Annotated in this window: 22 protein-coding genes; 18 read left to right on the forward strand and 4 right to left on the reverse strand. The window is 69.2% G+C overall.

Annotated features, from left to right (window positions below; genetic code table 11):
• Positions 1–9: 9 nt before the first annotated feature.
• The 13 genes from AB0878_RS46050 to AB0878_RS46110 all read left to right on the forward strand — a co-directional run bounded on the left by AB0878_RS46050 (position 10) and on the right by AB0878_RS46110 (position 16,039).
• Positions 10–1,347, forward strand: coding sequence for an NADH-quinone oxidoreductase subunit D (locus AB0878_RS46050; RefSeq protein WP_366589211.1), 1,338 nt, complete (start codon positions 10–12; stop codon positions 1,345–1,347).
• Positions 1,344–2,207, forward strand: a complete 864-nt coding sequence (nuoE, locus tag AB0878_RS46055) for an NADH-quinone oxidoreductase subunit NuoE (protein ID WP_366589147.1) — start codon at positions 1,344–1,346, stop codon at positions 2,205–2,207. The genes AB0878_RS46050 and nuoE overlap by 4 nt, the downstream gene beginning before the upstream one ends.
• Entirely contained in the window at positions 2,207–3,496 is a 1,290-nt protein-coding gene (gene nuoF, locus AB0878_RS46060) for an NADH-quinone oxidoreductase subunit NuoF (RefSeq protein ID WP_366589149.1), read from the forward strand. Before nuoE ends, nuoF begins: the two co-directional genes overlap by 1 nt.
• On the forward strand, positions 3,493–5,958 hold the full coding sequence (locus AB0878_RS46065) for an NADH-quinone oxidoreductase subunit G (protein WP_366589151.1): 2,466 nt from the start codon (positions 3,493–3,495) through the stop codon (positions 5,956–5,958). Before nuoF ends, AB0878_RS46065 begins: the two co-directional genes overlap by 4 nt.
• A gap of 11 nt (positions 5,959–5,969) precedes the next feature.
• Positions 5,970–7,298: an NADH-quinone oxidoreductase subunit NuoH gene (nuoH, locus tag AB0878_RS46070; protein WP_366589213.1), complete on the forward strand. Its 1,329-nt coding sequence runs from the start codon at positions 5,970–5,972 to the stop codon at positions 7,296–7,298.
• Entirely contained in the window at positions 7,285–7,866 is a 582-nt protein-coding gene (gene nuoI / locus AB0878_RS46075) for an NADH-quinone oxidoreductase subunit NuoI (RefSeq protein WP_366589154.1), read from the forward strand. Before nuoH ends, nuoI begins: the two co-directional genes overlap by 14 nt.
• Positions 7,863–8,738 (forward strand): NADH-quinone oxidoreductase subunit J, encoded by an 876-nt coding sequence (locus tag AB0878_RS46080; RefSeq protein ID WP_366589157.1) that lies wholly within the window; start codon positions 7,863–7,865, stop codon positions 8,736–8,738. The genes nuoI and AB0878_RS46080 overlap by 4 nt, the downstream gene beginning before the upstream one ends.
• Positions 8,735–9,034, forward strand: a complete 300-nt coding sequence (nuoK, locus tag AB0878_RS46085) for an NADH-quinone oxidoreductase subunit NuoK (RefSeq protein WP_360597685.1) — start codon at positions 8,735–8,737, stop codon at positions 9,032–9,034. Before AB0878_RS46080 ends, nuoK begins: the two co-directional genes overlap by 4 nt.
• Before the next feature lie 10 nt (positions 9,035–9,044).
• Positions 9,045–10,952, forward strand: coding sequence for an NADH-quinone oxidoreductase subunit L (gene nuoL / locus AB0878_RS46090; RefSeq protein WP_364045043.1), 1,908 nt, complete (start codon positions 9,045–9,047; stop codon positions 10,950–10,952).
• A gap of 1 nt (position 10,953) precedes the next feature.
• Positions 10,954–12,504, forward strand: coding sequence for an NADH-quinone oxidoreductase subunit M (locus AB0878_RS46095; protein ID WP_366589160.1), 1,551 nt, complete (start codon positions 10,954–10,956; stop codon positions 12,502–12,504).
• An 18-nt stretch (positions 12,505–12,522) separates the two neighbouring features.
• Positions 12,523–14,097: an NADH-quinone oxidoreductase subunit NuoN gene (nuoN, locus tag AB0878_RS46100; RefSeq protein WP_366589215.1), complete on the forward strand. Its 1,575-nt coding sequence runs from the start codon at positions 12,523–12,525 to the stop codon at positions 14,095–14,097.
• A 155-nt stretch (positions 14,098–14,252) separates the two neighbouring features.
• Positions 14,253–15,332 carry an AAA family ATPase gene (locus AB0878_RS46105; RefSeq protein ID WP_366589162.1) on the forward strand — a complete coding sequence of 360 codons (1,080 nt, stop codon included), beginning with the start codon at positions 14,253–14,255 and terminating at the stop codon, positions 15,330–15,332.
• On the forward strand, positions 15,329–16,039 hold the full coding sequence (locus AB0878_RS46110) for an HNH endonuclease (RefSeq protein WP_366589165.1): 711 nt from the start codon (positions 15,329–15,331) through the stop codon (positions 16,037–16,039). The genes AB0878_RS46105 and AB0878_RS46110 overlap by 4 nt, the downstream gene beginning before the upstream one ends.
• A 21-nt stretch (positions 16,040–16,060) precedes the next feature.
• On the opposite strand, the gene AB0878_RS46115 is transcribed toward AB0878_RS46110, so the two are convergent.
• Positions 16,061–16,711 (reverse strand): hypothetical protein, encoded by a 651-nt coding sequence (locus AB0878_RS46115; RefSeq protein ID WP_366589167.1) that lies wholly within the window; start codon positions 16,709–16,711, stop codon positions 16,061–16,063.
• 290 nt (positions 16,712–17,001) lie between these two features.
• Here AB0878_RS46115 and AB0878_RS46120 point away from each other — a divergent pair, with 290 nt between their 5' ends.
• Both AB0878_RS46120 and AB0878_RS46125 read left to right on the forward strand, forming a co-directional pair.
• Positions 17,002–18,051, forward strand: a complete 1,050-nt coding sequence (locus AB0878_RS46120; RefSeq protein ID WP_366589217.1) for a polyprenyl synthetase family protein — start codon at positions 17,002–17,004, stop codon at positions 18,049–18,051.
• Positions 18,052–18,065: 14 nt separating this feature from the next.
• Positions 18,066–19,355: a hypothetical protein gene (locus tag AB0878_RS46125; RefSeq protein WP_366589169.1), complete on the forward strand. Its 1,290-nt coding sequence runs from the start codon at positions 18,066–18,068 to the stop codon at positions 19,353–19,355.
• 73 nt (positions 19,356–19,428) lie between these two features.
• On the opposite strand, the gene AB0878_RS46130 is transcribed toward AB0878_RS46125, so the two are convergent.
• The 3 genes from AB0878_RS46130 to AB0878_RS46140 all read right to left on the reverse strand — a co-directional run bounded on the left by AB0878_RS46130 (position 19,429) and on the right by AB0878_RS46140 (position 23,279).
• On the reverse strand, positions 19,429–20,493 hold the full coding sequence (locus tag AB0878_RS46130) for a 2-oxoacid:ferredoxin oxidoreductase subunit beta (RefSeq protein ID WP_366589171.1): 1,065 nt from the start codon (positions 20,491–20,493) through the stop codon (positions 19,429–19,431).
• On the reverse strand, positions 20,490–22,439 hold the full coding sequence (locus AB0878_RS46135) for a 2-oxoacid:acceptor oxidoreductase subunit alpha (RefSeq protein ID WP_366589174.1): 1,950 nt from the start codon (positions 22,437–22,439) through the stop codon (positions 20,490–20,492). The genes AB0878_RS46130 and AB0878_RS46135 overlap by 4 nt, the downstream gene beginning before the upstream one ends.
• Positions 22,440–22,832: 393 nt before the next feature.
• Positions 22,833–23,279, reverse strand: a complete 447-nt coding sequence (locus AB0878_RS46140; protein ID WP_220245995.1) for an Lrp/AsnC family transcriptional regulator — start codon at positions 23,277–23,279, stop codon at positions 22,833–22,835.
• A 74-nt stretch (positions 23,280–23,353) separates the two neighbouring features.
• On the opposite strand from AB0878_RS46140, the gene ddaH reads away from it, so the two are divergent.
• From ddaH to AB0878_RS46155, 3 genes are all read left to right on the forward strand, one after another.
• Positions 23,354–24,196 (forward strand): dimethylargininase, encoded by an 843-nt coding sequence (gene ddaH / locus AB0878_RS46145; protein ID WP_366589178.1) that lies wholly within the window; start codon positions 23,354–23,356, stop codon positions 24,194–24,196.
• Positions 24,197–24,283: 87 nt separating this feature from the next.
• On the forward strand, positions 24,284–24,931 hold the full coding sequence (locus tag AB0878_RS46150; RefSeq protein WP_366589180.1) for a polysaccharide deacetylase family protein: 648 nt from the start codon (positions 24,284–24,286) through the stop codon (positions 24,929–24,931).
• 438 nt (positions 24,932–25,369) lie between these two features.
• Complete coding sequence (locus AB0878_RS46155; protein WP_366589182.1) at positions 25,370–26,080, forward strand: glycoside hydrolase family 75 protein; 711 nt, start codon at positions 25,370–25,372, stop codon at positions 26,078–26,080.
• Positions 26,081–26,190 lie beyond the last annotated feature (110 nt).

Below are 26,190 nucleotides of genomic sequence, written 5' to 3' on the forward strand. Positions count from 1 at the left end.
AGCGAGAACATGTCCGAGATCATCGACGGCGACGAAGAAGCTTTCGGTTACGCCGACTCGCGCGACACCACCGAAGGCCGCGTCTACACGGTCTCCGGTGGCGACTGGGACGACGTCGTCGCCGACGCGCAGCACGACGAGCGCATGGTCATCAACATGGGCCCGCAGCACCCGTCGACGCACGGCGTGCTCCGGCTCGTGCTGGAGATGGAGGGCGAGACCGTCACGCAGCTGCGGTCGGTCATCGGCTACCTCCACACCGGCATCGAGAAGAACTGCGAGTTCCGCACGTGGACCCAGGGCGTCACGTTCGTGACGCGCATGGACTACCTGGCGCCGCTGTCCACGGAGATGGCCTACTGCCTCGGTGTGGAGAAGCTGCTGGGCATCAAGGCCCCGCCGCGGGCGGAGCTGCTTCGCGTGATGCTGCTGGAGATCAACCGCATCGGCTCGCACCTGGTCTACATCGCCACCGGCGGCATGGAGCTCGGCGCCACCACGGCGATGACGCTCGGCTTCCGCGAGCGCGAAGAGGTGCTGCACCTGCTGGAGCACCTCACCGGCCTGCGCATGAACCACGCGTTCATCCGCCCCGGCGGTCTCGCGCAGGACATGCCGGCCGACTTCCAGGAGAAGGTCTCCGCGTTCGTCAAGGTGATGGACAGCCGTCTTCCCTTGTACGACAAGCTCTTCACCGGCCAGCCGATCTGGCGCAACCGGCTCAAGGGCGTGGGTGTCCTGCCGGTCGACGCGTGCCTCGCGCTCGGCGTCACCGGCCCGATCCTGCGTTCCGCGGGCCTGCCGTGGGACCTGCGCAAGACCGAGCCCTACTCGCGCTACGACGAGATCGAGTTCGACGTCCCGACCTCGACCGACGCCGACTGCTGGGCGCGCTACCTGATCCGCGTCGAGGAGATGCACCAGAGCCTGCGCATCATCAAGCAGGTCCTGAAGATGCTCGAGCCGGGCCCGGTCATGGTGGAGGACAAGAAGATCGCGTGGCCCGCGCAGCTCTCGATCGGCAGCGACGGCATGGGCAACTCACTCGAGCACGTCAAGAAGATCATGGGCCAGTCGATGGAATCGCTGATCCACCACTTCAAGCTCGTGACCGAGGGCTTCCACGTGCCGCCGGGCCAGGTGTACTCGCCGGTCGAGTCGCCGCGCGGTGAGCTCGGGGCGCACCTGGTGTCCGACGGCGGCACCCGGCCGCTGCGCGTGCACGTGCGCGAACCGAGTTTCGTGAACCTGCAGTCGATGCCCGCGATGGCCGAAGGCGGGCTGGTGGCCGACGTGATCGCCGCGGTCGCGTCGATCGACCCGGTGATGGGGGGAGTGGACCGATGACGTACTCGACGGCAGTTCCGGAGCCGGGGCCGCACGACGCCAAGACGACGCACGCCGCGGCGGGCCCCGACACCGACGTGGTCGGCATCGCGCCCGACCCGGCCGCGGCCGAGGGCATCCTGGCCGACAACCCGCCGGTGGACCCGTTCGGCGAGGACACGCACACGCGGGCGAAGGAGATCATCGCCCGCTACCCGGTGGCGCGCTCGGCGCTGCTGCCGATGCTGCACCTCGTGCAGTCGGTGCAGGGGTACGTGAGCCAGGAGGGAATTTCCTTCTGCGCCAAGCACCTCGACCTCTCCGACGCCGAGGTCAGCGCGGTCGCGACGTTCTACACCATGTACAAGCGCCGCCCCTGCGGCGAGCACCTGGTGAGCGTCTGCACCAACACGCTGTGCGCGGCGATGGGCGGCGAGGCGATCTACAAGAAGCTCCAGACGCACCTCGGTTCCGAGGACGCGCCGCTGGGCCAGGAGGAGACGGCGGGCACGCCGAACGAGCCGGGCTCGATCACGCTGGAGCACGCCGAGTGCCTCGCGGCCTGCGACCTCGCCCCGGTCATCCAGGTCAACTACGAGTACTTCGACAACCAGACGCCGGAGAAGGCGGTGGCGCTGGTCGACGCGCTGCAGGCGGGCAAGAAGCCGGCCCCCACGCGCGGCGCGCCGCTGACGAACTTCAAGGGCGCGGAGCTGCAGCTGGCCGGGTTCTTCCCGGAGGACGAGCTCACCTACCGCGGGGACGTCGACGGGCCGTCGCAGGCCGTCGAAACCCTGCGCGGCGCCCAGATCGCGGCCGACCGTGGCTGGACGGCGCCCGCGACGCAGGATGTTCCGCTCCCTGAAGTGGAGAAGAAGTAATGCCCGACCCGATTACCCCGGTCCTCACGAAGCGCTGGCTGTCGCCGAACTCCTGGCGCATCGAAACCTACGAGCAGCTCGAGGGCTACACCGCGGCGCGCAAGGCGCTCGCCGGCACGCCTGAGCAGCTGGTGCAGGTCGTCAAGGACTCCGGTCTGCGCGGCCGCGGCGGCGCGGGGTTCCCGGCCGGCGTGAAGTGGTCGTTCATGCCGCCGAACTTCGACAAGCCGCACTACCTGGTGATCAACGCCGACGAGGGCGAGCCGGGCACGTGCAAGGACATCCCGCTCATGATGGCCGACCCGCACTCGCTCATCGAGGGCTGCATCATCGCCTCGTACGCGATGCGGTCGAACCACTGCTTCATCTACGTGCGCGGTGAGGCCCTGCACTGCATCCGCCGGCTCAACGCGGCCGCGCGCGAGGCGTACGCCAAGGGCTACCTCGGCAAGAACATCTTCGGCACCGGCTACGACCTCGAGCTGACCGTGCACGCCGGCGCCGGCGCGTACATCTGCGGCGAGGAGACGGCGCTGCTCGACTCGCTCGAGGGCCGCCGCGGCCAGCCGCGCCTCAAGCCGCCGTTCCCCGCGGCCGCCGGCCTCTACGCCGCGCCGACCACGGTGAACAACGTCGAGACCATCGCGAGCGCGCCGTTCATCATCAACGCGGGTTCCGACTGGTTCCGCGAGATGGGCCGCGAGAAGTCGCCGGGCCCGAAGATCTACTCGATCTCCGGCCACGTCGAGAAGCCCGGCCAGTACGAGTGCCCGCTCGGCACCACCCTGCGCGAGCTGCTGGAGCTCGCGGGCGGCATGAAGGACGGCATCCCGCTGAAGTTCTGGACGCCGGGTGGTTCGTCCACGCCGATGTTCACCGCGGAGCACCTCGACGTGCCGCTCGACTTCGAGGGCGCGGCGGAGGCCGGCTCGATGCTCGGCACCACCGCGGTGCAGGTCTTCAACGAGACCGTGTCCGTGCCGTGGGCCGTGATGAAGTGGACCGAGTTCTACGAGCACGAGTCCTGCGGCAAGTGCACGCCGTGCCGCGAAGGCACGTACTGGCTCGCGCAGATCCTGGAGCGCATGGTCGAGGGCCACGGCACCGCCGAGGACATCGACACGCTGCTGGACGTCTGCGACAACATCCTCGGCCGCTCGTTCTGCGCCCTGGGTGACGGCGCGGTGTCGCCGATCCAGAGCGGGATCAAGTACTTCCGCCAGGAGTTCCTCGACCTGTGCGAGAAGAACAAGGCCGCCCAGCCCGAATTGGTGGGAGCTCAGGCATGACGATCGCCCCTGACAAGCCCGCGACCACGGAGACCCCGGTCCCCGAGGGTTACGTCAAGCTGACCATCGACGGTGAAGAGGTCATCGCGCCCAAGGGCGAGCTGCTGATCCGCACGGCGGAGCGCCTCGGCACGGTCATCCCGCGCTTCTGCGACCACCCGCTGCTCGACCCGGCCGGCGCCTGCCGCCAGTGCCTCGTCGAGGTGGAGATGGGCGGCCGGCCGATGCCGAAGCCGCAGGCCTCCTGCACGATGACGGTCGCCGACGGCATGGTCGTGAAGACGCAGCTCACCTCGCCGGTCGCCGACAAGGCGCAGCAGGGCGTGATGGAGCTGCTGCTCATCAACCACCCGCTCGACTGCCCGATCTGCGACAAGGGCGGTGAGTGCCCGCTGCAGAACCAGGCGCTGGCGCACGGCCGCACGGAGTCGCGGTTCGTGGACACCAAGCGCACGTTCCCGAAGCCGCTGCCGATCTCCACGCAGGTACTGCTGGACCGCGAGCGCTGCGTGCTCTGCCAGCGCTGCACGCGGTTCTCCGCGCAGGTGGCGGGCGACCCGTTCATCGAGCTGCTCGAACGCGGCGCCCACCAGCAGATCGGCACCGCCGAGACGGCCGACGTGCTGGACCTGGCCTCGCGCACCACGAGCGGCCAGCCGTTCCAGAGCTACTTCTCCGGCAACGTCATCCAGATCTGCCCGGTCGGCGCGCTCACCAGCGCCGCGTACCGGTTCCGGTCGCGCCCGTTCGACCTGGTGTCCTCGCCGAGCGTGTGCGAGCACTGCTCGTCGGGCTGCGCGGAGCGCACCGACTTCCGCCGCGGCAAGGTGCAGCGCAAGCTCGCCGGCGACGACCCCGAGGTCAACGAAGAGTGGCTGTGCGACAAGGGCCGCTTCGGGTTCCGCTACGTGCAGGCCGACGACCGCATCCGCCGCCCGCTCGTCCGCAACGAGGCCGGCGTGCTGGAGGAGTCCTCCTGGACCGACGCGCTGCGCATCGCGGCCGCCGGCCTGGCGAAGGCGCGTGACGGCAAGGGCGTCGGGGTGCTCACCGGGGGCCGGCTGACCGTCGAGGACGCCTACGCGTACTCGAAGTTCGCGCGGCTCGCCTTGCGCACCAACGACATCGACTTCCGCGCCCGCGCGCACTCGGCCGAGGAGCTGGCGTTCCTCACCTCGTCGGTCATGGCCACCACGCCGGAGACCGGCGTGACCTTCGGCGAGATCGAGCGGGCGCGCACGGTCCTGTGCGTGGCGTTCGAGCCGGAGGACGAGGCGCCGATCGTGTTCCTGCGGCTGCGCAAGGCGGCTCGCAAGAACCGCACCCGCGTCGTCCACTTGGGACAGTGGACCACCTCGTCGGTGCGCAAGACCTTCGGTGAACTGCTCGCCTGCGTGCCGGGTGGCGAAGCCGCCGCGGTCGACGGGATCGCGCAGCACGCGCCGGACCTCGACTCCGCGCTGAGCGGCGGTAACGCGGTGATCCTCGTCGGCGAGCGCGCCGCCGAGGTTCCCGGCCTGTTCTCGTCGCTGCGGGCGCTGGTCGAGCGCACGGGCGCGCGGCTCGCGTGGATCCCGCGCCGAGCCGGTGAGCGCGGTGCGCTGGCCACCGGCTGTGTGCCGACGCTGCTGCCGGGTGGCCGTTCGGTCACCGACGCGGCGGCTCGCGCCGAGGTCGAAAAGCACTGGGGCGCCGAGCTTCCCGCTGCCGACGGCCGCGACACGACGGGCATCCTGGAAGCCGCTTCCGGTGGTGACCTCGACGGCTTGGTCGTCGGCGGACTCGACCCCAACGACCTGCCCGACCCGGACCTGGCCCGCCGCGCGCTCGACAACGCGGGCTTCGTGGTCAGCCTGGAGCTGCGGGCGAGCGAGGTCACCGAGCGGGCCGACGTGGTCCTGCCGATCGCGCCCTCGGTCGAGAAGGCGGGCAGCTACCTCAACTGGGAGGGCCGCCGCCGCGACTTCGACATCACGGTGGAAGGCACCGGCGCCCTGTCCGACGGCCGGGTGCTCGACACCCTCGCCGTCGAGATGGACGTGGACCTGTTCACGCAGACGCCGGCCGCCGCGGCGGGCGACTTCGCCAAGCTCGGCCAGGGCACCACGAAGTTCGGCTACATCGCCACCGGCGCGCAGGCCGCACCGGCGCCGGGCGAGGGCCAGGCCGTGCTCGCCACCTGGCGGCAGCTGATCGACAACGGCTCGCTGCAGGACGACGAACCGCACCTCAAGGGCACGCAGCGCAAGCCCGTGGCCCGGCTCTCGGCGAAGACCGCCGAAGGCCTGGGCGCCACGGTCAGCGTGTCGAACGAGCGCGGCTCGATCACGCTGCCCGTCGAGGTCGCCGACCTGCCCGACGGGGTCGTGTGGCTCCCGGGCAACTCCGACGGCTCCGCCGTCCGCGCCGCACTGGCCGCGGGTCACGGCGCGCTGGTGCAGATCTCCGGAGGTGAACAGTGAGCCCGCAGCTCATGCCGTTCCTGGCGCAGATGCCGGACGCGGCAGAACGCGCTCGCCTGCTCGCGGACGACCCGTGGTGGCTGGTCCTCATCAAGGCCGTGGTCATCCTGCTCATCGGCCCGATCCTTACGATCTTCCTGATCGTGTGGGAGCGCAAGGCGGTCGGCCGGATGCAGAACCGGCCCGGTCCCAACCGCGTGGGCCCCGGCGGGTACCTGCAGTCGCTGGCCGATGCGATCAAGCTCCCGTTCAAGGAGCAGATCATCCCGGACACGGCCGACCGCAAGGTGTACTTCCTCGCACCGGTGCTCGCCGCGGTCCCGGCGCTGATCGCGCTCTCGGCCATCCCGTTCGGCCCGGTCGTGTCGATCTTCGGCCAGACGACCACGCTGCAGCTGGTCGACCTGCCCGTCGGCGTGCTGGTGATCCTGGCGTGCTCGTCGATCGGCGTGTACGGCATCGTGCTCGCCGGCTGGTCCTCGGGCTCGCCGTACCCGCTGCTCGGCGGTCTCCGCTCGGCGGCGCAGGTGATCTCCTACGAGATCGCGATGGGTCTCTCGATCGTCGCGGTGATCCTCTACTCCGGGTCGCTGCAGACGTCGGAGATCGTGGAGCAGCAAGCCCACGGCTGGTACTTCTACATGCTCATCCCGAGCTTCGTGATCTACGTGATCTCGATGGTCGGCGAGACGAACCGCGCGCCGTTCGACCTCCCCGAGGCCGAGTCGGAGCTCGTCGGCGGCTTCCACACCGAGTACAGCTCGATGAAGTTCGCGATGTTCTTCCTCGCCGAGTACGTGAACATGGTGATCGTCTCGGCGTTCTGCACCACGCTGTTCCTGGGCGGCTGGCGGTTCCCGTTCGTCGGCGACGACTCGCCGCTGAACCAGAACTGGTGGCCGATGCTCTGGTTCTTCGCGAAGACGTTCATCCTGCTGTTCGGCTTCATCTGGCTGCGCGGCACGCTGCCGCGGCTGCGCTACGACCAGTTCATGCGCCTGGGCTGGAAGGTCCTGGTGCCGATCAACCTGGTCTGGATCCTCGTGGTCGTCGCGATCAAGACCATCCAGTGGAGCTGGCCGCAGATCCTCGTCGGCGTGGGCATCGTGCTGGTGGTGCTCGTGCTGATCAGCCTGGCGGTGCCGAACAAGAAGCTGCCGGAAGGCGACTACGTCGACCTCACGGGCGGCGGGTTCCCCGTGCCGCCGCTGGACCTGAAGGTCCCCGAGAGCACTCCGCGCCAGAAGGCGCTGGCCAAGGCGGAGGCGAGGGCGGCCCGGCGCAAGCCGGCGGCCGTCGGCACCGCAGCACAGGAAGGGGCAGAAGATGGCGGCAACTGACTTCCTGAATCCCATCAAGGGTTTCGGCGTCACCTTCGCGATGATGTTCAAGAAGGTCGCCACCGAGGAGTACCCGGAGGCCGGCGCCCCGGCCGCGCCGCGGTACCACGGCCGCCACCAGCTCAACCGCCACCCGGACGGGCTCGAGAAGTGCGTCGGCTGCGAGCTGTGCGCCTGGGCCTGCCCGGCCGACGCGATCTTCGTCGAGGGCGGCAACAACACCGAGGAAGCGCGTTTCTCCCCGGGTGAGCGGTACGGCGCGGACTACCAGATCAACTACCTGCGCTGCATCGGCTGCGGGTTGTGCATCGAGGCCTGCCCCACGCGGTCCCTGACGATGATCAACTTCTACGAGCTCGCCGACGACGACCGCCAGCGGCTCATCTACACCAAGGAAGACCTGCTCGCCCCGCTGCTGCCCGGCATGGAGCAGCCGCCGCACCCGATGCGCCTCGGCGACAACGAGCAGGACTACTACGTCAACGGCCCCGAGCTCGAAGCACGCTTCTCAGCTGAGAGCTCATCAGGCACAGCGGCCAAGGCGCAGCAGCAGGAGGCCCAGCAATGATCACGGCCCTTCTGGCGCAGGCGCCGCCCCCCGCGTCGACCTCGGTGTCGGTGGGCGAGGCGATCGCGTTCTGGATCCTCGGCCCGCTGTCGCTGCTCGGCGCGCTCGGGATGATCTTCTCGCGCAACGCCGTGCACTCGGCCCTGTGGCTGGTGCTCACGATGCTGAGCCTGGGCGCGCTCTACATGACGCAGTCGGCGCCGTTCCTCGGGTTCACGCAGATCATCGTCTACACCGGCGCGATCATGATGCTGTTCCTGTTCGTGCTGATGCTGGTCGGCCGCGAGAGCTCCGACTCCGTGGTCGAGGTCCTGCGCGGACAGCGGTTCGCCGCGACGATCCTCGGCATCGGGCTCGCCGCGCTGATCGCCGCCGGCGTCTTCCGCTCGATGGTGAACGTGATCCCGGCGCCGTCGCTCGACCCGTACGCCGCCAACGGCGGTGGCGCGGGCGGCCTCGGGCGGATCATCTTCACGCAGTACCTCTTCCCGTTCGAGCTCACGTCGGCGCTGCTCATCACCGCCGCGCTCGGCGCGATGGTGCTGGCGTTCACCGACCGCCACAAGAAGGGCGGCAAGCTCCCGCAGCGCGAGCTCGTGAAGCTGCGCTTCCGCGGCGAGCACGACCGCCCGTCGCCGCTGCCCGGCCCGGGCGTGTTCGCCACGGCCAACTCGGTCGCGGTACCGGCCCTGCTGCCCGACGGCTCGATCGCGCCGGAGTCGCTCTCGGCGATCATCGAGTCCACCTCGGCGCTGCAGCTCATGCGCGAGCGCAAGCTCATCGCCGACGAGGGCCCCAAGCCCGACGCCCACGCGCTGGTCGGCGGCGACAGCGTTACCGCGGGCACCGACGAAGAAGGGGAAGGAAAGTGACCCCGAGCTACTACCTGCTGTTGTCGGCGTTGCTGTTTTCCATCGGCGCCGTGGGCGTCCTGGTCCGCCGCAACGCGATCGTCGTGTTCATGTGCGTCGAGCTGATGCTCAATGCGGTGAACCTCAGCCTGGTCACGTTCGCCCGCATCAACGGCGGGCTCGACGGTCAGGTGATGGCGTTCTTCGTGATGGTGGTGGCCGCAGCCGAAGTCGTGGTCGGCCTGGCGATCATCATGTCGATCTTCCGCACCCGGCGCTCGGCCTCGGTCGACGACACCAACCTGCTGAAGTACTGAGAGGGCTAGTGTGACCGCATCATCGTGGCTGCTGGTGGCCCTTCCGGCCCTCGGAGCCCTGATCCTCCTGCTCGCCGGGAAACGGGCGAAGGCCTGGGGGCACCTGCTCGGCACCGCCACCGTCGTCCTGGCTTTCGTCTACGCCGTGATCCTGTTCTTCTCGACGGCGGGCAACGCGACCGAGAACGTCAACCTGTACTCGTGGATCCCCGCGGGTCAGCTGCAGGTGGACTTCGGGCTGCGCATCGACGCGCTGTCGCTGACGTTCGTCCTGCTGATCACCGGCGTCGGCATGTTGATCCACTTCTACTCGATCGGCTACATGGCCGACGACGAGGGCCGGTACCGCTTCTTCGCGTACCTGAACCTCTTCGTCGCCTCGATGCTGATCCTGGTGCTGGGCAACAGCTTCGTGACGCTGTACCTCGGCTGGGAAGGCGTGGGTCTCGCGTCCTACCTGCTCATCGGCTGGTACCAGAACCGCCCGTCCGCGGCCACGGCCGCGAAGAAGGCGTTCCTGATGAACCGCGTCGGTGACGTCGGGCTCGCGCTGGCGATCTTCCTGATGTTCAAGTACACGGGTTCCACCGGCTACACCCAGGTCTTCGACGGCCTGACCAACGGCCAGATCCCGCCGGCCGCGATCACCGCGATCGCGATCCTGCTGCTGCTGGGCGCCTGCGGTAAGTCGGGCCAGTTCCCGCTGCAGGCCTGGTTGCCCGACGCGATGGAGGGCCCGACCCCGGTCTCGGCCCTGATCCACGCGGCAACGATGGTCACCGCCGGCGTCTACCTGGTCGCCCGCTCCAACGTGATCTTCTCCGCGACGCCGGACGGCCGGCTGGTGGTCACGCTCGTCGGCGCGGTCACGCTGCTGATCGGGTGCATCGTCGGCTGTGCCTACGACGACATCAAGAAGGTGCTCGCCTACTCCACCGTCAGCCAGATCGGCTACATGATGCTGGCGGTCGGCCTCGGGCCGGGCATCTACGCGCTGGGCATCATGCACCTCGTGGCCCACGGCTTCTTCAAGGCCGGGCTGTTCCTCGGGGCCGGTTCGGTCATGCACGGCATGAACGACGAGGTCGACATGCGCAAGTTCGGCGGCCTGGCCAAGAAGATGCCGATCACCTTCGTCACCTTCGGCCTCGGTTACCTCGCGCTGATCGGGTTCCCGTTCCTCGCGGGCTACTACACGAAGGACGCGATCATCGAGGCGGCGTTCGGCCAGGAAGGCTGGCGCGGCTGGGTCTTCGGCCTCGCGGGCATCATCGGCGCCGGGCTCACCGCGTTCTACATGACGCGCCTGATGATGATGACCTTCTTCGGCAAGTCGCGCTGGAAGGAGATCAAGAGCTCCGACGGCCGCGACTTCCACCCGCACGAGTCCAAGCCGATCATGTGGATCCCGATGGCGATCCTGGCAATCGGCTCGGTCGGCTCCGGTGCGTTCTTCGCCATCGGCGACCGGTTCGAAAACTGGCTGGCCCCGACCGTCGGCGCGTACCACGAAGCCGAGCACGCCCCGATCTCCGCCGCCGCGATCCCGTGGCTGACCCTCGCGCTCGCCCTGATCGGCGCACTGCTCGCGGTCTGGATCTTCCGCCCCGGCCGGGACATCCCGGTCGAGCGCCCGCAGCGCGTCTCCTGGGTCGTCCGGGCGGCTCGCAACGACCTGTACGGCAACGCCCTCAACGAGACGCTGGTCGCCCGTCCGGGCACCTGGCTCGCGCGGGCGCTGGTGTACGTCGACAACCGCGGGGTCGACGGGGCGGTCAACGGCCTCGCCGCGGCCCTCGGCGGCGGGTCCGGCCGGCTCAGGCGGCTGCAGACCGGTTTCGTCCGGTCGTACGCGCTGTCCATGCTCGGCGGCACGTTCCTGCTTCTGGCGGCCCTTCTGCTGGTGAGGTTCTCCTGACATGACTTGGCTCCTGGCGCTCATCCTGCTGCCGCTGGTCGGCTCGCTGGTGCTGGCGTTCCTCAAGGGGAACGACCGGGCCGCGATCGCGACCGCGCTCGTCGTGTCCATTGTGGAGTTCCTGCTGATCATCCCGTTCTGGGCGAGCTACTCGCCTTCGGGAGCGAGGATCCAGCAGGCCACCTCGATGGACTGGATCCCCACCTTCGGCATCCACATCTCGTTCGGCACCGACGGCATCTCGCTGATCATGATCGCGGTGATCGCGCTGCTGGTGCCGATCGTCGTGGGCGCGCTCGGGCTCACCGACAAGCTCCCGGCCGGCCGCAGCGCCGGCGGGTTCCTGTCGCTGATCCTGCTGCAGGAGGCGATCACGATCGGCGTCTTCGCGGCGACCGACGTGTTCCTCTTCTACGTGCTGTTCGAGATCATGCTGATCCCGATGTACTTCCTGATCGGCGGCTACGGCGGCGCGAACCGGCAGTACGCGGCCGTGAAGTTCTTCCTGTACTCGTTCCTCGGCGGCCTGATCATGCTGGCCTCGGCGATCGGCGCGTACTCGCTGGCGGCCGACAAGCTGGGCCACGGCACGTTCGACTGGGCCACGCTGGTCACGGTCGTGCGCGACGCGCCGACGGGCACGCAGATCTGGCTGTTCCTCGGCTTCTTCCTCGCCTTCGCGATCAAGGCGCCACTGGTGCCGTTCCACACCTGGCTCCCGGACGCCGCGGGCCAGGCCCCGATCGGCGTCGCGGTGCTGCTGGTGGGTGTGCTGGACAAGGTCGGCACGTTCGGCTTCCTGCGCTACTGCCTGCCGATGTTCCCCGAGGCGAGCAAGGCGCTGGCGCCACTGGTGCTGGTGCTCTCGGTGATCGGCGTGATCTACGGCTCGATCCTCGCGGCCGGGCAGAGCGACATGAAGCGGTTCATCGCCTACGTCTCGATCGCCCACTTCGGCTTCATCTCGCTGGGCATCTTCGCCTTCAACGAGCAGGCGATGATCGGCTCGGTCTCGTACATGCTGAACCACAGCCTGTCGACCGGGATGCTCATCGTGGTGGTCGGCCTGATCGTGATGCGCGGCGGGTCCACGCGGATCTCCGACTACGGCGGCATGGCGAAGGTGACCCCGCTGCTCGGCGGGATGCTGCTGATCGCCGGCCTTTCGGCGCTGTCGCTGCCGGGCACCAACTCGTTCGTGAGCGAGTTCCTGGTGCTCATCGGCTCGTTCGTGACCCAGCCGGTGTACACGATCATCGCGACGGTCGGCATGGTGCTCGCCGCGGCCTACGTGCTGTGGCTCTACCAGCGGATCATGCAGGGCCCGGTGCGCGGTGACGCGCTCATCGGCGTGGGCGGCGGCCCGGGCACGGCGATCGCGCCGGAGCTCGGGGCCAAGAAGGCCATCAAGGACCTCGGCGGGCGGGAGATCGCGATCCTGGCCCCGATGGTCATCCTGATCATCGGCCTGGGTTTCTACCCCAAGCCGGTGCTCGACACGATCACCCCGTCGGTGCAGGCGACGCTGTCTGCCGTGCAGGGAGGCAAGTAAACCGTGCTCGACAGTCTCATTGAGCCTGTTCTCTCCCAGGCTCCGTCGACCCAGGTGGCGACACCTTCGGTCGACTACGCGGCCGTGCTGCCGTTGCTGATCATCTTCGGCGTCGCGTGCGTCAGCGTGCTGGTGGAGGCGTTCGCGCCGAAGGCCTCTCGCTGGTACGCGCAGGTCTTCGTGACCGTGATCGCGATCCTCGCGTCCGGGGTCTCGCTGATCATGTACGCCACCAAGACGGCGCCGAAGGCGGGCGTGACCACGTTCGCCGGCGCGATCTCGGTGGACCGCCCGTCGCTGTTCCTGTGGGGCACGCTGCTCCTGCTGGGGCTCGGCGCGGTGTTCCTCATCGCCGACCGCAAGGTGGAGCCCGGCGGCGCGTTCGTGGCGCAGGCCGCGATCAGCCCCGGCACCGTGCAGGACCGGGCGCAGGCGGTCGGGACGGTGACGTCGCAGACCGAGGTCTTCCCGCTCACGCTCTTCGCACTCGGCGGCATGATGGCCTTCACCGCGGCCAACGACCTGCTGACGATGTTCATCGCGCTCGAGGTGCTGAGCCTCCCGCTGTACCTCATGTGCGGCCTGGCCCGCCGGCGCCGGCTCATCTCGCAGGAGTCGGCGGTCAAGTACTTCCTGCTCGGCGCGTTCTCCTCGGCGTTTTTCCTCTACGGCCTCGCGCTGCTCTACGGCTACGCGAACTCCGTGAAGCTCGCCGACATCGCCAACGCCGCGGCCGGCTCGGACCGCTCCGACACGCTGCTGTTCGCGGGCCTCGGCCTGCTCGTGGTGGGTCTGCTGTTCAAGGGCTCGGTCGGCCCGTTCCACACCTGGACGCCGGACGTCTACCAGGGCGCGCCGACTCCGGTCACGGCCTTCATGGCGGCGTGCACGAAGGTCGCCGCGTTCGGCGCCATCCTGCGCGTGCTGTCGGTGGCGTTCTCTTCCACGAGCTGGGAGTGGCGCGGGGTGCTGTGGGCCGTGGCGATCATCTCGATGGCGATCGGCGCGATCCTCGGTCTCACGCAGACCGACGTGAAGCGCATGATCGCGTACTCCTCGATCGCCCACGCGGGCTTCCTGCTCGTCGGCGCCATCGCGATGACCGAGGACGGCCTGTCGAGCACGCTGTTCTACCTGCTCGCCTACGGCTTCACCACGCTCGCCGCGTTCGGCGTGATCAGCCTGGTCCGCGACGCCAGTGGTGAGGCGACGCACCTGTCCGCCTGGGCGGGGCTGGCGAAACGCTCGCCGGTGCTGGCCGGGGTGTTCACGTTCCTGCTGCTGGCGTTGGCCGGTATCCCGTTGACCAGTGGGTTCGTGGGCAAGTTCGTGGTGTTCTCCGCGGCCCTGTCCGACGGCATGGCCCCGCTGGTGGTGATCGCGCTGGTGTTCAGCGCGGTGGCCGCGTTCTTCTACCTGCGGGTGATCGTGCTGATGTACTTCTCCGAGCCGGCGGCCGACGGGCCGACCGTCGCCATCCCGGGCGGCTTCACCACGGCGGCCATCACGCTCGGTGTGGTGGTGACGCTGGTGCTGGGCCTGGTGCCCTCGTTCGCCCTCTCGTGGGCCAGTTCGGGCGGATTCGCTTCGTAGGGTTTCTGAACCACTGGGCGAGATCGCGCCGGTTTCTTCGCTCCTGATGTGGTCGGCCCCCGGGCCGACCACATCAGGAGGGAAGGAGCCGGCTCAAAGGCGATCTCGCACGCGTCGGCGGAGCCGACGCCAAAAACACAGATAAGCTTTTCACCATGCACATCGAGCGGGTGCGGATCACGGACGTCCTGGGGTTCCGTGGTGCCCGCACGGTGGACCTGAAGCTGCCGGGGCCGGGCTGGACCGTGCTGGCCGGGCGCAACGGGTCGGGCAAGACGACGTTCCTGCGGGCGCTGGCGCAGGCCCTCGTGCAGCCGCCGTTCGCCGAGAGCCTGGTCGCCGAGGGCAGCTCCATCGACGTCGAGGTGGTGGGCGAGGGGCCCGCGTTCTGTGCCGGCTACGGCCCGTTCCGGCGGCTGGCCGGGGGCGCGCCCGAGGCGCAGTCGCTGATGCGCGGCGAGTTCGCGCGGGTGGCGAGCCTGTTCAGCGAGGACGCTTCGCTGGCCGAGGGCGTGGCGTGGCTGATCAACCAGCACCTGCGGGCGCTGGAAGGCAAAGCGGGTGCGCGGGAGCTGAAGGACTCGGTGCTGACGCTGCTGGGCGACGGCCTGCTGCCTGACGGCTACCGCGTGCGCGACGTCGACTCCGACGGCCTGTGGGTGTCCTACCGCGGCGAACGCTTCGCACTGCGCGAGATGAGCGACGGGTACCGCACGGTCACGGCGCTGGTCGTGGACCTGGTGCGGCAGCTGGCGGACGCGGGCCTGGGGGTCGACGCGTCGGGCGTGGTGCTGATCGACGAGGTCGACGCGCACCTGCACGTGTCGTGGCAGAAGCGCATCGGGCCGTGGCTGAAGGCGCATTTCCCGGGGATCCAGTTCGTGGTGAGCACGCACAGCCCGTATGTCTGCCAGGCCGCCGATCCCGGTGGCCTGATCCGCCTGCCGGGGCCGGACGAGCAGGAGCCGCCGCGAGTGGTGTCGGACGAGCTGTACCAGCGTGTGGTCTACGGCAGCGGTGATGACGCGGTGCTGTCGGATCTGTTCGGGCTCGATACCCCGTACTCGCCGCGGGCCGTGGAGTTGCGGGAGCACCTCGCCGAGCTGGAGATGCTCGTGGCGAGCGGCCAGGCGGACGCCGACGGCGTGCGCGAGTGGGAGCAGCTGCGCGACCGGCTCAGCAGCTCACCGCCCAGCCGCGTCGACGACGTCACGCGCCACTTCGACGAACGGTGATCGCGCTGCGCCGGGTGGCGCTGCCCGCCGTGGTTGCTCTCGAGCTCGCGCGGCTCACCTCGCGGATTCCTTCTGGCGACAGCAAAACCGCGCGTCGCTTGTGGACTTCCGCCCGCGGCGCCCGCCGCTCGATCCGCACGCACCTCGCCGCGATGGCCTCGGGCCGCGGCTACTGCATGTACTGCGGCGACGGTCTCGGGTCCACTGTGGACCACTTCGAACCGGTGGCGCGGGCGCCACGGCGGGCGTTCGACTGGCTCAACCACCTGCTGGCGTGCGAGTACTGCAACAGCCACCACAAACGCGACCGGTTCCCGGTGGACGACGTCGGCCGGCCGCTGCTCATCGACCCGACCGCCGAGGACCCGCTCGACCACCTGTTCCTGGTGCTGTCCATCGGCACCTATCGCGCTCTGACGGACAAGGGCCGCGCGACGATCGAGGTGTGCGGCCTGAACCGGCCCCTCCTGGAACGCGGCCGCGCCGCCGCCGTGGACCAGGTGGCGGCCCTGGTGTTCCACTGGTGGAACGGCGACGCCGACACCCGCCGCCGCGCCATCTGGACCCTGCGCGACCAGCCCCACGCCGACGTCCTCCACGCCATGCTCCGCCAGGCCCTGCTGCCGGGCGCGCCACGGATCTTCTCGGACGCGTCCCTGCTCGACCTGCTCCGCGACGCCGACCTGCGCGCTGAACTGCTGGCTTAGCGCCGCGGAGCCGGGGCCAAATTACGGCGTGGGGGAGCAGGCCGTGCGGCCCACGGTCACGCTGCCGGAGATGCCCGAAGCGGGCAGGAAGTCGATGCGCAGCATGGTCAAGCTGATGCTGCCGTCGCCAGGAAGGGTCTGGGTGTTGAACACCGCGTTGGCGAGCACGGTGCCGTTCGACTTCGTGATCGGCTTCGTGTAGCCCGACGGCACGGGCGAGGGCAGGCCGGTGATGCCGGCCAGGCCGCTGAACGTCCAGTTGGCGCTGGTCTGGCGCTGCACGGCGTCGCACGTGACGGTGTAGCTCGACAGCCGGATGCGCGGGCCGCCGGCGCTGACCAGGGCCGAGAGCTCGAAGTTCTTGCCGGTGGCCGTCGACTTGGTGCTGGTGGTGTCGTTGTCGGGGTCGACCACCGTCGTCGTGCAGGACGAAGTGCCGCCGCCCCAGCTCAGGCCCGTCTTGCTCAGCGAGCCCGCCGACGCGCTCGTCGGCCCCTCCACCGCGCACGGCGCCAGCGTCGGCACCGTCACTGTCGTCGAGCCCTTGGTGAAGCTCCCTTCACCGAGATCGGCCACGCCCGCGGGGGTCTCCGCGTGGGCGACGCCTCCGGCCACCACGCTCCCCGCCATCACCACCGCCGCGACGAGCCCCGTCTTCACGTTCTTCAGCATGTCCTGACCTCCCTGCACTCAAGCCGCACGGACCGCGCCGGCGAACTCCCACTGAGTGAATATCCGCGCGCCCGTTTCGCCCGTTGCGCTGCCGGGCGTTGATCACTCGTCCGTGCCGGGGGATCAACCCGTTCGGGGCTCGGCCTTGACTTCTGGGACGGGGTTGCCCTCCGGTGTCATGTTCGTCACCGTTTCCCCTGGACAGCGGGTAAACGGCGTACCAGGGGTAGCCACTACTCTGAAAGCCGGATAACCCGACCGGCGCATGAGAGAGCGGAGCCGACGTGTCTGTGTCTTCACCACCCCCGGGGGCGGGAGCCGCCGCTGCACGGGATGGCGCTGTCGAGGACCTGCGCGCGACCGTCGGGCTGCAGATCGAGGACGAGAAGCTGCTGAGGGCGATCGCCGGCGGGCTGGCGGACGTCGAGGCGATGCTGCGGGACGTCGTGAAGAGCGATGTGCAGGCGGTGCACGACGCGGCGTTGCACCTGGTCGAGGCGGGGGGCAAACGTTTTCGTCCCCTGTTCACGCTGCTGTCGGCGCAGTTCGGGCCGCGCCAGGGTGACCACGTGCTCATCGCGGCCGCCGCGGTGGAGCTGGTGCACCTGGCGACGCTGTACCACGACGACGTGATGGACGAAGCGACCATGCGGCGCGGCGCGGAGAGCGTGAACGCGCGCTGGGACAACACCGTCGCGATCCTGACCGGCGACTTCCTCTTCGCCCACGCCTCGCGCCTGGTGGCCGACCTCGGCACGGACGCGGCGCGGATCATCGCCGAGACGTTCGGCGAGCTCGTGACCGGCCAGATGCGCGAGACGGTCGGCCCCGGCCCCGGCGACGACCCCGTGGAGCACTACCTCACCGTCATCGCGCAGAAGACCGGCTCGCTGATCGCGACGTCGGGGCGCTTCGGTGGCATGATGTCCGGCGCCCCCGAGGAGTACATCCAGGCGCTGCGCCGGTTCGGCGACATCATCGGCACGGCGTTCCAGATCTCCGACGACATCATCGACATCGCGTCGCCGTCCGACGAGCTCGGCAAGGCGCAGGGCACGGACCTGCGCGAAGGCGTGCGCACGCTGCCCATGCTCTACGCGCTGGCCGACCCGGACACCGACCCGCGGCTCGTGGAGCTGCTGGCCGGCCCGATCGCCGAGGACGAGGTGGTCGCCGAGGCCCTCGAGCTGCTGCGCCGCTCGAGTGGACTCGAACGCGCGCGCGTCACCCTTTCCGACTACGCTTCCCGGGCACGTGCCGAGCTCGCAGCGCTGCCCGCTTCCCCTGCGCGAGACGCTTGCGAATCGGTGGCCGACTACCTGGTCGCGCGGACGCATTAAAAGGGGCAGAGAAGATGTCCATTTTCGGACAAGTCTGGCTGTGGAGCCTGCTGGCGTTCTTCGTCGGCGCGCTCGTGGCCTGGTTGGTCCTCGTGTTGCCGGCGCGCAAGCGCATTCGTGAGCTGGAAGACGCGCTGGCGTCGGCGCACGCCGAGAACGCGCGCACCCCGGCCAATGCGGCCGCGCTGGCCGCCGCGTCGGGCCGGACGTCGGTGCTGCCGCCGGTCGACGCGCCCGTGGCTTCGGAACCGCTGGGGTTCACGTCCGATCTCGCGGAGCCGGACAGTGAGCCGGCGTGGACGCGCGACGAGCGCGAGCACGCGCCGACCGAGCTGATCGCCGCGGCGCCGCCCGCCGGGTTCGACCCGGAGGAGGAGTACGACGCCGAATACCGCACCGCGCCGGAGCCGGGCGCTTCGCCCGAAGCGGACGAGCCGGCCCTGGCGTCCTCCGTGGACAGTGGCGACGTTTACCGCGCGGCCGCGACGGAGTACCTCAGCCCGGTCTCGCGCGAGCCGGACAGCGGGTACCACCACGCGGTAGAACTCGAGGACGAGGACCACGGCAGCGGCTACCACCGCGCGGTGGAACCGTTCGAGAGCAAGCTCGAACCGTTCGAGACCACGTCGTCGTTCGAGAGCCGGCTGGACCCGCCCGTCGTGCCCGACGAGCCGGTGTCGCTGTTCCAGCCCGCGCCCGCGGCGGATCAGTCCGAATCGGACTGGTTCTCGAAGGAACTGCCGGAGCGCTCGCCGTTCGAGGACGCACCGGGCGGCGACTACCTCGACGAGCCGGAGTCCACTGAGCACCTGACGCCGGCCATGGCGCAGCCCGCGGCCGCAGTCGACGAGCCCGAAGAGTCCACAGAGGAACCCCTGGAGTCCGGCGGCCTGCCCAAGCGCCAGCCCCGCGAATCCCCGCGCGGCGGCTTCGACCCGCCGCGGCCGATCCAGCCGTCGATGCGCCCGGTCGAACGCCGCGAGCCGGACCTCACGGGCGCGCACAGCGGTTCGCTGTTCGAGCCGTCGGTGCAGCCCAACCAGGTCGCCGCCATGGCCGCCCCGGAACCACCCCCGGCCCGCGACACCGGCGAGGACTCCGTGCCGCCCGGCCCCTTCGGCCCCGGCTCCGCCATGCCCCGCCCCGGCGGCGGCCGCCCGTCGGACGCCTTCACGGTCAAAGCCAGCGTCACGGCGTTGCGGTACTGCACCGAGGAATCGCCGCAGTTCCCGCGCATGGTCGCCGAAGTGTGGTTCAGGACTTCCGCTGACGCCGAGCGCGTCGGCTTCAGGCCCTTGAGCTAATCCGTTGTAGACAGACCAAAAAGGCCGCTGCCCCCGTTGTGGGCAGCGGCCTTTTTGGTCAAACTCGAAGACTTTAAACCACCGTCCAGGTGTCTTTGCCGCGCAGGAGGCCCTGCAGGTCGGGCTTGCGGGCCGCGCGGGCCTCTTCCACCTGGGCCCGGGCGCCGTCGTCGTAGGTGGGGCGTTCGACCTGGCGCAGGATGCCCGTGGGGACGTGCGTCAGGTTCTGGTCGCCCAGGCGGGTCAGCGCGAAGGCGTACGACGTGTCGGCGATGGTCGGGTCGTGGACGACCACGTTGTCCTCGCCGATGTCGCTCACCTTGGCGATGTCCAGGCCACCCCACTCGCCGCGGCGGACGCCGAACTCGCCCTCGGCGCCGAAGCGCATCGGCTCGCCCGCCTTCAGCGGGATGAGCCGGGAGGCGGCCTCGTCCTTGTCCTTCAGGACGTCGAAGGCGCCGTCGTTGAAGATGGGGCAGTTCTGGTAGATCTCGACGATCGCCGAGCCGCGGTGGCGGGCCGCCGCCTCCAGGACCTCGGTGAGGCCCTTGCGGTCGGAGTCCAGCGCGCGGCCCACGAACGACGCCTCGGCGCCGATCGCCAGCGACAACGGGTTGAACGGCGTGTCCACCGAACCCATCGGGGTCGACTTGGTGACCATGCCCTGGCCCGACGTCGGCGAGTACTGGCCCTTGGTCAGGCCGTAGATCCGGTTGTTGAACAGCAGGATCTTGATGTTCACGTTGCGGCGCAGCGCGTGGATCAGGTGGTTGCCGCCGATGGACAGCGCGTCGCCGTCGCCGGTGACGACCCACACCGACAGGTCCGGGCGCGTGGTGGCCAGGCCGGTCGCGATCGACGGCGCGCGGCCGTGGATCGAGTGCATGCCGTAGGTGTTGAGGTAGTACGGGAAGCGCGACGAGCAGCCGATGCCCGAGATGAACACGATGTTCTCGCGCTTGAGGCCCAGCGTCGGCAGGAACGACTGCACGGCGTTGAGCACCACGTAGTCACCACAGCCGGGGCACCAGCGCACTTCCTGGTCCGACTTGTAGTCCTTGGCCTTCTGCGGTTCGTCGGTGGTGGGGACGAGGTCCAGACCACCGAGCTGCGGCAGTCCGAGGTCGATGGCGGTCACTTGACGCCCTCCGGAACGGTGCTGGTGATGATGTCGGCGAACACGTTCTGCAGCTCTTCGGCCTTGAACGGCAGCCCCGCCACCTTGGTGTACGAGTGCACGTCGACCAGGAACTTCCCGCGCAGCAGCAGCGCGAGCTGGCCCAGGTTCATCTCCGGCACCACGACCTTGTCGTAGGCCCGGAGCACGTCGCCCAGGTTCGCGGGCAGCGGGTTGAGGTGACGCAGGTGCGCCTGCGCGATCGGCATGCCCAGCTTGCGCACGCGCCGGCAGGCCGCGCCGATCGGGCCGTAGGACGAGCCCCAGCCGAGCGCGAGCACGCGCGCCTTGCCGCCCGACGGGTCGTCGACCACCAGGTCGGGCACGTCGATGCCGTCGATCTTGGCCTGGCGCAGCCGCACCATCTTGTCGTGGTTGTCGGGTTCGTAGGAGATGTGCCCGGTCCGGTCGGCCTTCTCGAGGCCGCCGATGCGGTGCTGCAGCCCCGGCGTGCCCGGCACGGCCCACTCGCGCGCGAGCGTCTCCGGGTCGCGCACGTAGGGCCAGAACTCGCCGGAGTCGTTGTCGGAGTTGGGTTCCGTGGCGAACTCGACGCGAAGGTCGGGCAGGTCCTCGACGTCGGGGACGAGCCAGGGCTCGGAGCCGTTGGCGATCGCGCCGTCGGACAGCAGCAGCACCGGCGTGCGGTACTTCAGCGCGATCCGCGTGGCCTCCAGCGCCGCGTCGAAGCAGTCGGCGGGCGACAGTGGCGCGATGATCGGCACGGGCGACTCGCCGTTGCGGCCGAACATCGCCTGCAGCAGGTCGGCCTGCTCGGTCTTCGTCGGCAGGCCGGTGGACGGACCACCGCGCTGCACGTCGATGACCACGAGCGGCAGCTCCGTCATCACGCCGAGCCCGATGGTCTCCGACTTCAGCGCGATGCCCGGGCCGGACGTCGAGGTCACGCCCAGCGCACCGCCGTACGAGGCGCCCAGCGCCGCGCCGATGCCGGCGATCTCGTCCTCGGCCTGGAAGGTGATGATGCCGAAGTTCTTGTGCTTGGACAGCTCGTGGAGGATGTCCGACGCCGGGGTGATCGGGTAGGTGCCCAGCAGGATCTGCAGCCCGGACTGCTGCCCGGCCGCCACGATCCCGTACGCGAGCGCCGTGTTGCCGGTGATCTGCCGGTAGGTGCCCTGGTCGAGCTTCGCCGGCGCCACCTCGAACGTCGTCGCGAACGACTCGGTGGTCTCGCCGTAGTTCCAGCCCGCGCGGAAGGCCAGGATGTTGGCCTCGGCGATGTCCGGCTTCTTGGAGAACTTCTCGCGCAGGAACCGCTCCGTGCCCTCGGTCGGCCGGTGGTACATCCACGACAACAGCCCGAGCGCGAACATGTTCTTGCACCGCTCGGCGTCCTTCTTGCCGAGGCCGGTGTCGGCGAGCGCGCCTTGGGTCAGGGTCGACATGGCGACCCGGTGGACCTGGAAGGCCGACAGCGTCTCGTCGTCGAGCGGGTCGTTGTCGTACCCGACCTTCACGAGGTTGCGCTTGGAGAACTCGTCGGTGTTGAGGATGATCGTGCCGCCCTGCGGGACGTCACGCAGGTTCGCCTTCAGCGCCGCGGGGTTCATGGCCACCAGCACGTCGGGCCGGTCGCCGGGCGTGAGGATGTCGTAGTCGGCGAAGTGCACCTGGAACGACGAGACACCCGGGATCGTGCCTTGTGGTGCGCGGATCTCGGCGGGGAAGTTCGGCATCGTCGACAGGTCGTTGCCGAAGGCCGCGGCCTCGGACGTGAACCGGTCGCCCGTCAGCTGCATGCCGTCGCCCGAGTCACCGGCGAACCGGATGACCACCCGGTCCAGCTTGCTGACTTCGGTCGACCTCGAGCTGGTCAGGGAAGCGCTGCTGTGACCGTTGCCGGCCGCCGTGCTTCCCGGACCGCCGTTCGCACTCGTGCTCATGGGTCAGGGAATCCCTCTCTCCCGACGTGCTGCGACCCCGGGTCGGCCCCCGGGGAAACGCCCGCCCGGCGATGTCGGCTGGATCACCAGGCCTCCCCCGAGGTTACTCGTCGAGGACTCGGGAGTTCCCGAAGTGTGGGGTACCCGGAGTGGAGGCCTTCATCCCGTCACCGGCGGCGGGCGCCCTTTGTTACCTGTAACCGATGGTAACGGGATTTCCGGGGGAACCGCAGTGACGCACGTCTCCCACCGATGGGCCACACAAACCGGATTTCCCGGTCTGTGGCATGGACGATGCCACCGAATGGACTGGTCCCGCATCCGTGTCCCGGCATGTGGATAAGTTCATTCGAGTTCCCGATGAAGCCCGGGCCGGTTGTCCGGTCCAACCGGTCAGCTCTGCGGGTTCGGCGGCCGTTCCAGCAGCCGCGACAGGACGACGGTCGAAACGGTGCGGTCGATGATCTCCAGCCCGCGCAGCCGTTCGAGCGCCGTCTCGAGGTGGTGGATGTCGGCGGCGCGCAGGTGCACGATCGCGTCGGCCGCGCCCGAGACGGTGTAGGCGGCCACGACCTCCGGCAGTGGTTCGAGCCGCGCGCGGATGCGGGCGGGCGTGACGTTGCCCTGGCAGTGCACCTCCACGAAGGCCTCGGTGCCCCAGCCGAGCGCCTCCGGGTCGACGACCGCCGTGAAGCCGCGCAGCACGCCCGTCTCCAGTAGCCGGTCGACGCGGCGCTTGACCGCCGGGGCGGACAGCCCGACGACTTTGCCGATCTCGGCGTAGCTGGACCGCGCGTTGGCCACCAGGCAGGAAACGATTCGCTGGTCGATGGTGTTCACACGCAATGTTTAGCAGGTATGTGCGCAGCGAACAGCGATTGATTGCGCGGTTAGGTCGACCTTACCCTTCAATCATGCAGGCAGAGTCTGTGCAGCGAGTGCCCACCACCCGCCGTTACCTGATGTGCCCGCCGCGGTTCTTCGCGGTGGACTACGTGATCAACCCGTGGATGGACCCGACGCAGCCGGTCAGCGCCGACGTCGCGGTGGCGCAGTGGACCGAGCTGCGCGACACCTACCGCCGTCTCGGCCACACGGTCGAGGAGATCGAGCCGCAGCCCGGCCTGCCCGACATGGTGTTCGCCGCGAACTCGGGCACCGTCGTGGACGGGCGAGTGCTCGGCTCGCGCTTCCGGGCGCCGCAGCGCGCGGCCGAGGCCGAGCACTTCCGCCGCTGGTTCGTGGAGCACGGCTACCGCGACCTGACCATGCCCGAGCGGATCAACGAAGCCGAGGGCGACTTCGCCTGGACGGGCAAGCTGCTGCTCGCCGGCACCGGCTTCCGCACCGACCCGGCCGCGCACGCGGAGGCGCAGGAGGTGCTCGGCGTGCCCGTGGTGTCGCTGAGCCTCGTCGACCCGCGTTACTACCACCTCGACACGGCGCTGTTCGTCCTCACCGAAGCGACGGACACGACGGCTGCGCAGATCGCCTACTACCCGGAGGCCTTCTCGCCCGGCTCGCAGCGCGTGCTGCGGCGCCTGTTCCCCGACGCCGTAATAGCCACGGCGGCCGACGCCGAGTGCTTCGGCCTCAACGGCGTCTCCGACGGGCGCAACGTCGTGCTGCCCCTGGAGGCCGTCGGACTGGGCGCGCAGCTGGCCGAGCGGGGCTACGAGCCCGTCTACCTGGACATTTCCGAACTGCGGAAGGCGGGCGGCGGGCCGAAGTGCTGCACTTTGGAGATTCGCAAATAACTTTGTGTAGATAGTGTAACTACTCCATTTGCCAAGTCGATTAATCGAGAACAGGAGGTCCGACGCTCCGAACCGGGACGAGGTGCGATGGTCAACTTCACCGTGCACGGCATCGGCAGGCCCCAGCGCGCGCTCGATCCGGGCGAAGACGAGCGCTGGATCACGGTGGAGCAGTTCGAGACCTTGCTGGACGTCGTCGCGAAGTGCCCTGAATCACGGTTGACCTTCGACGACGGGAACGTCTCGGATGTCGAGGTCGCGTTGCCGCGGTTGGTGGAGCGTGGGTTGCGCGGGGAATTCTTCCCGCTCGCCGGCCGGGTCGGGTCGCGGGGGTTCGTGGACCGGGCCGGGTTGCGTTCGCTGGTTGCCGCCGGGATGGACGTCGGCTCGCACGGCTGGGATCGGTTCGGTGCGCGGCGCTTCGAGGAACGCGTGCTGCGGCGGGAGCTCGATGCGGCGCCGCGGTTGCTGGGGGAGCTGAGTGGGCGGGCGGTGTGCCGGTACTCGCTGTCCGGGCGCCGGGTGGATCGGCGGGTGCTGGGGCGGTTGCGAGCTGCTGGGGCGACGCGGGTGTATGCCGGGTCGGGGCCTGGGGGTTCGGGGGTTCGGGGTGGGGAGTGGTTGCAGCATCGGGTTGAGGTGCGCCATGACCTTGATCGGAAGTGGGCTGAGGGTGTGTTGGTGGGGCGGTATGGGCGGTGGCCTGGTCGGCTGACGGGGTTGCTGGACTTCTGAGGTTTCGGTCCTCGCAGGGCGGCTTGCGTTGGGGAGCACCCCGAAGCTGGATTGTGCCGCAGGGAGGCTTCGGATCGGGGTGCCGGGCGGGGGCTGGGTGCTGGGGTGCGTTGCGTTGTCGGCTTCCGTTGGTGGGTGGGGGTCCGCTGCGGCGGGTGCGTGGCGTTCGCTGCGGTGGGGGCTGCTGCGTTGTCGGCGTGCGAGGCGGGCGGGGTCTGCTGCGGTGGGTGTGTGCCGGTGTTCGGGACTTCGGTTTTCGGGGTTCGTGAACGGTTTCGTGGTTGTACCAGCGGTTTCGTCAAATGTCCGCAACCGGTGGGAAAACCACTGACGGGCGAAGTCTTGTCACCGTGTGCGTCCGGGGGCATCCTGTGCGCTACGCCGCAATCAGTAAGGAAACTTTCCTAACTAACGTCTCTTGACTGACAGGGAGCCTCGATGAGGAAGCTGATCCTGTTCGCAGCCATGGCGGTCGCCGCCGCGGTGATGCCGGCGGCGGTGGCGTCGGCGTCGGCCGGGCCGGCGGGGCCGGACCACGCGCAGGTCGCCGCGGCGCCGGCGGCCGGGCCGACGGCGGCGCAGTTGCTGGCGAAGACCAACAGCTGCAACCAGATCTCGAACGGCAAGTACAAGACCGACGAGGACGCCGGGTCCAAGACCGTCGCCGTGTGCGACGCGAACGGGGCCGTGTTCTGGAAGGCCGACATGGACATCGACTGCGACGGGCAGCGCACTTCGCAGTGCAACGAGAACACCGACTGCTGTTTCCAGGGCGACACGGCGTTCCACCAGAGCGACGGAAAGCCGCTGAACGCCGCGACGCTGCCTTACATCGTCGTGCCGAGTTCGAGCGGCATGTGGAACTACAGCTCTTCCGGGCTCAAGGGTGGCGGCAGTTGCGCGGTGATCTACAACGGAAAAGTCGAATACACCGTCATCGGTGACACCGGGCCGACCGGGATCATCGGCGAGGCTTCGTACGCGACGGCCAAGGACCTCGGCATCAACCCCGACCCGTCCAACGGTGGTACCGACTCCGGCGTGACCTACATCTGCTTCAAGAACTCGAAGGTCTCGCCGATCGAGAACCACGGCACGGCCACGAGCACGGGTCAGGGTCTCGCGAGCACGTTCGTGAACAACAACTGAACTGACGGCACAACGGGCGCCGGGGAAGCTTTGTCGAGCTTCCTCGGCGCTTCGTCGCTTCTTGGCCGAAATGGCGCTACGACAACGGGAAATGTTGTCGAGACCACTAC

The organism is Amycolatopsis sp. NPDC047767, from assembly GCF_040704195.1.
GTDB lineage: Bacteria > Actinomycetota > Actinomycetes > Mycobacteriales > Pseudonocardiaceae > Amycolatopsis.